General features: G+C 28.5%; 4 protein-coding genes and 1 pseudogene. All 5 read right to left on the bottom strand.

The window, feature by feature from the left end:
* Positions 1-287 (bottom strand): annotated as a pseudogene (locus TS70_RS05485) (lactate dehydrogenase); the annotation flags it as partial.
* 56 nt (positions 288-343) lie between these two features.
* The gene (locus TS70_RS08685; RefSeq protein ID WP_443028838.1) at positions 344-1,387 is read right to left on the bottom strand and encodes an AEC family transporter; all 1,044 of its coding nucleotides are present in this window, start codon (positions 1,385-1,387) and stop codon (positions 344-346) included.
* Between the two features lie 367 nt (positions 1,388-1,754).
* Positions 1,755-2,590 (bottom strand): IS5 family transposase gene (locus tag TS70_RS05475; protein ID WP_105628856.1). Its coding sequence is split into 2 segments (ribosomal slippage): positions 1,755-2,194 and positions 2,194-2,590, totalling 837 coding nucleotides; the frame shifts between segments, so codons are not numbered across the junction.
* 156 nt (positions 2,591-2,746) lie between these two features.
* Positions 2,747-3,433, bottom strand: a complete 687-nt coding sequence (gene rplA, locus TS70_RS05470) for a 50S ribosomal protein L1 (protein WP_198049647.1) — start codon at positions 3,431-3,433, stop codon at positions 2,747-2,749.
* A 2-nt stretch (positions 3,434-3,435) separates the two neighbouring features.
* Positions 3,436-3,870 carry a 50S ribosomal protein L11 gene (rplK, locus tag TS70_RS05465; protein ID WP_198049646.1) on the bottom strand — a complete coding sequence of 145 codons (435 nt, stop codon included), beginning with the start codon at positions 3,868-3,870 and terminating at the stop codon, positions 3,436-3,438.
* Positions 3,871-5,952: the final 2,082 nt, after the last annotated feature.

Raw genomic sequence — 5,952 nt, 5'->3', positions numbered from 1 at the left:
GGAACATAAGCCATCTTAAATCCTAATTCATGCGCTTTTGCTAAATCAATGTGATTATACCCAACTGTTCTTGTCAATAAATATTTAACACCATATTCTTTCATCTTTAATAAGTTTTCCTCATAACAATCACAATTAGCTCGCACCATGACAGCATCATGGCCTTTCGNTGTTGCAATATTATCTTTTGTTAAATATTCTTCGATTAAAGTTAACTCATAACCATATTTTTCATTTAACTGTTCAAAAAATGGACGTTCAGTTTTACGAACCCCATAACAAACCATTTTAATTTTTGTACTCATTAATATTTTCTCCTAATTTGTATTAATTGTTATTTTTCCTAATATGTAAATAATGAAGTTGCTCCAATTGCTGTTGTAATAATTACTCANAATGGTAACGAAATAATTGAAAATAACGTTGAAACTAATGTTAAGTTACTTGTTAACATTGGTTGTTTATTATAGCCAATTGAATATGCAACAATTACCGAAGCTGGTGGTGCTGCTAACATAATAACAATTACCGCTAATCCGATTGAATCTAATTTTCATGCGCCAGTTTGTTTTCCAATTACGGCAAAAATAACTGCCAACACTAACCCAACCACTGGTGCTAAAATAACTTTCATCATCATTCCATACCATACTTTTTTATCTTGCATTGCTTCGCGAATTTTTCCTTTCGCCAATGTCATCCCAATTGCTAATCAAGCTAATGGTGTACAGACTCCTTCTAATGTTTTTGTTATTTTAAATAATGGTGGAAAAGAATTATCTAATCGTAATGGTGAAAAGAATTTACCACTACCAATCGCATTTTGATCAGGAACAACTGCAATTCCTGGAATTAACTGTGTTACTCAAAAGATAAATCCAATAATTGTTGCAATTAAAATTGGATTAACAAAAATTTGTTTTAAGTTTGCTTTAACNGTTGCCATTTTTTTAGCTCGCATTTCAGCTTTTACTTGGGCATAACCAGCTGGATCCATTTTGACATCAACAACTGTTTCAACTGTTGTTTGCCCAACTGGTGCTAACTGACCTGCCACTGGTTTACTCATTACAATAAACCCTAATGAATATAAGAATACTCGATAAGGAATATTAAAGATATTAGCTGGTAAAGCTGCTTTCCCTGCTCCGAATAAAGCAGTCACAACTGGAATTCCGAAGAAAGTAGTTGAGGCAAAAACAGTACACATTGCTAAAGTATCTCGAACATCTTGATCATATTTAATGTAAAAATATTTTGCAACAATTCCTAAAATAATATAAAATAAAAATCCCACTAATAAAATGGCTGCTTGTGTTTTAACTTGTTCAACAGTTGTATCAGCCATAAACCCATCAAATGCTAAACATGGTAAACCAACTACCATTACAATTTTAATTAAAACTGCTTCTCAGTCTTTTTTAAAGGTTCCCCGTTTTGTTAAAAATCAACCCAAAAAAATCACAAACATCGTCGCAATAATTGCACTTCAAAAGCCCCATGCTTTTAAAGTATCAACAACCGCTTGCCCAACATCCGCTTGTAAATATAAATGCATTAACTTNCGTCTCCTCTCATTTTTTCTAATAATAGACTTCTTGCATTACTTGTTAAAAAATTGAAAATATTTGTAAAAAAGATACTAATAGAAAAATATAATTTTAATTAATTATGTTTTTTATTTAAAAATTTAATATTTTTCCACAACGAAAAATTAATTTATTATTTAAATTATTTAATTTTAAATAAATATTTTATGTTAAATATAATAATTGTAAATTATAAATTGAGGCAATTAAATTAAATCTTAAACCAAATCTTTTTCTTCGATTACGATATTTTTCTGTAATAATTTTAAATTTTTTAAGAATAGCAAAAATATTTTCAATAATAATTCTCATTTTTGAAACTAGTCTATTATATTGCTTTTGTTCTTTGTTTAAAGGGTTTTTCTTTGTTTTCTTTGTAGGTATTAGAACATTATTGTGATTTTTTTGTATTCCTTGATAACCACTATCAACTATTAATTTGGTATTTTTTAAAATTGGGATTTTTGATTCTTTAAATAAAGCATAATCATGTTTTTTTCCGAGCGAAAAACTTGTTGCAATAATTTTTTTGGTTTCTTGTTCGATAATTACTTGTGTTTTGATCGTGTGTTTTTTCTTTTTACCAGAATAAGATTGTTTTTGTCTTTTTTTGGGCGTTGGATTGGAGTTTCGGTAGCATCAATAATAATAGTTTTATCATTAAAATAATCATTTATTAGTGCTTTTTTACCAGCAAGTTGTTGAAAATCAGAGTTTTTAATTAAAATATCTTCAATTCACTTAATATTACGATAACAATTAGCCTCACTAATATCAAAACTTTTACCAAGATGAAAATAAGTCTGATATTCTCGTCAATATAATAAAGTCATCAATAATCTATTTTCTAATGATAATTTATTAGTTTTACCACCTTTTTTAAATTTTTCTATTTCAGCAACTTTTAAAATATCTAACATTTTATTAAAAGTGGATTTTTTTATTCCTGTTAATCTTAACCATTCTCTATCATTAAGAGTATTAAATTTATTATTGTTCATATTTTTATGTCCTCATAAATTATATTTTATAATAATATTTTAATAAAAAAGGGTATCGCAAGAAGTCTAATGTACTTTTGTACTACTAATATTATACAATAATANGTGGTAAATTTTGACAAATTAANAAACTAANTCTCGTTAGTTTCTTAAATCTTATAATTCAATTAAGACTTTAATTCCTGGCCCCATTGTTGTTGTAACAGCAATATTCTTAATATATGCTCCTTTAACAGCAGCTGGTTTTGCTTTCCGAATTGTCTCATAAATTACATCATAATTAGCTTTTAAATCTTCTGCTTTGAATGATGCTTTTCCAATAATTGAATGAATGTTTNCATTTTTATCAACACGATATTCAACTTTTCCTTTTTTAACATCATCAATCGCTTTTGTAACATCTGGTGTAACAGTTCCTGTTTTAGGGTTTGGCATTAGACCTTTTGGTCCTAATAATTTCCCAATTTTCCCTAATTCAGCCATAATATCTGGTGTCNCAATAATTACATCATAATCAAATCAATTTTCTTTTTGAATTTTTTCAATTAAATCTTTTCCCCCAACAAAATTTGCCCCAGCTGCTTTTGCATCAGCTTCCTTANTATTTGTTAAGACTAAAATTCGTTGTGTTTTTCCAGTTCCTTTTGGTAAAACAACTGCTNCCCTAATTTGTTNGTCAGCATGACGAGGATCAACATTTAAATTAAAAGCAACTTCAACTGTTGAATCAAATTTTGTTGTTGCTGTTTTCTTTGCCAATTCAATTGCTTCAGTAATTGGATAAACTTTGTTTTTTTCTACTAATTCAACAGCTTGATTATATTTTTTTCCAAATTTTGCCATTGTTAGTTTTTCTCCTTCTTACTTGGCATACCGTCAACAACAATTCCCATATTACGAGCAGTTCCTTCAATAATATGCATTGCTGCTTCAACATCGTTTGCATTTAAGTCAACCAACTTATATTCAGCGATTTTACGAACTTCGTCTGCTGAAATAGTTGCAACTNTTTCATCCTTTGCTTTTGCCGATCCTTTTTGGATTTTAGCAGCTTTCTTTAATAAGATCGCTGCCGGAGTAGTTTTTAATTCAAATTTAAATGATTTATCATCAAATGCTGTAATCACGACTGGTACAACATCACCNATACGGTCTTTTGTTGCATCGTTGAACTGAGTACAAAACTGNGGCATGTTAATTCCTAATGAAGCTAACTCTGGCCCCGGTTTTGCTTGCCCAGCCTGAAATTNTAATTTTGCAATTCTAGTAATCCTTGCCACGAGCAATTTCCTCCTTTTGAATTCTCGCTGTGGTCCAAACGTAATNTTAACATTACTACCACATTTAAGCATATTCTACTAAGTAGAATAAATGCCTANTTAATTATAACAATAAGTTAAGAAAAAGCAACTTTATTTTAATTTACTTTTTAACCATTAATTAAAAAATGAAAGAACCAATAAAGTTCTTTCATTTTAATATCATGTTATCTTGTTTTTGGATAAACATAATCTGATGGTTTAAAANCAATTCCNTAGATATTTACAGGTCATGGCGTATAATAAATATTATTAGTTGTTGCATTAACTCCAAAATTAAAACGCAAACTATAATTTCTATTTGCATAAATACTTAATGACCGATCGCTTCCGATTACAGGNACCAAATCAACAANTTCTGTTGTNACTCAAAANTTATCAATATCTGGTAAANTTTGATTTTGTGGATCAGTTTTAAATTTATTTAACAGCNTTNTTCAAATTTTACGNTGTGANAAACNNTCANTTTTNACNTGTTTTTCTANACCATTTCAATAATCAACATCTAAAAACAANNCACCTTCTTTTCAAACNTTAATATCNCAAGTAATTTTNTAATATTNATAAAANGNACTAATAATTCGACCAAAATTTTTAATTTTTTCAATCATTCCATCACGCGTAATCCCNACACTTAAATAAAANGGNTTACCCTCATTTAAAATAACACCCGACAATGGGATNCCAGCNACTAAAATTTTTGCCAAGTTAATTCTAAACTGNCCNAANTGNAATTTTGNNNNAGATGTNCTTGTTAAAATANTNAATTTTTNGCCATAATATTCTAAAAAGTTTTCTGGTGTTAATTTATCAGGAGCATAACCAGTATTAACCCACGTATATGTTTCATCATCAGGAATAACGGGGGTAACACCATTTGTATCTGGATTAATANTTGAATTTAATAAAACCAAAATTTGTTCATCCTTAGCATAAGTAATACTATTTCGAATTTCACCAAGTTCATTGTCAGCANNTGTAATGCTGCATCTAATTCTTTTTGGACAATTACATCTAACATGCTGTGATCAAAGGCATAATTTAAATCAAAATTTTCATAAATACTCCGAAAAGCTGGATTTTCATCCACAATAATATTTTCTGCCATTGAATTAAAAAATTTTACAATTGCTTTTGANACGGTTCCTGTCACAGCCGTCAAAATTTCTTCCATTTTTACTTTATCATTTGTAACTGTATATTGTANTAAAAATGGAACACGTGTTTCTAATGTTTTAAATTGGATTTTAACTTCTAATTTAAAATNCAACCGAACTCCTTGCAAATTGTTAACATCAACATTTGCTAATGATCTTAACTGTTCAGTGTCAATGTGGTTTAACATAAACTGATAACCTTTTACATCAGCACTTAACGGTAATGTATTAATATAATAATTTGAATATTGGTCAGCAATTTCACGATTAACATTATCAAAAATAGTCAGAAAACCATTTATTAATGCGTTTAACCCTGAACCAACATTTTCATCATTTAAATTCAATTNTCGCTGTGATTGTTTCTTACTGACCATTGTAAATAATTTTTCAAGACCATTAGTTGGATAATCGTTAATATCAACTAATGCTTTTTCCATCGCATATTTTTGAAACGCAGCGCTAACTTTTTTGGTAATTTCATTTAAAATTTTTAAATCACCTTGATAATCAATACCATTATTTTCTTCTTGATCAGTATTTGGTTTTGCAACACAACTAATAATCAAACCCGGACTAACAACACTAAAATTAAAAACCCCTAGCATTACTAATAATTTTTTNATTTTTTGTTTTTTCCTNCCATGAGTTTTTTCATCGGATATGAAGTGATTATACAAAAAAANGACAAGGANTATAATTATTCAAATCAAGTTATTATCAACCATTAATATAATTAGAACCTTGATAACCATCTTAAATAAAAAAAATGACATTATTGATAGTTAATGTCATTTTTCATAAATATTTAATTTTTTACTCATNGACAAAAATCCATCCTAATGNTCCAACTCCAATGAAAAGATTAGGAATGNCCCCTAAATAA

The organism is Spiroplasma sp. hyd1 (genome assembly GCF_016082235.1).
Lineage (GTDB): Bacteria > Bacillota_I > Bacilli_A > Mycoplasmatales > Mycoplasmataceae > Spiroplasma > Spiroplasma poulsonii.
The sequence above is the reverse complement of the archived record's forward strand: the minus strand, read 5'-3'. Positions and strand labels throughout refer to the sequence as shown.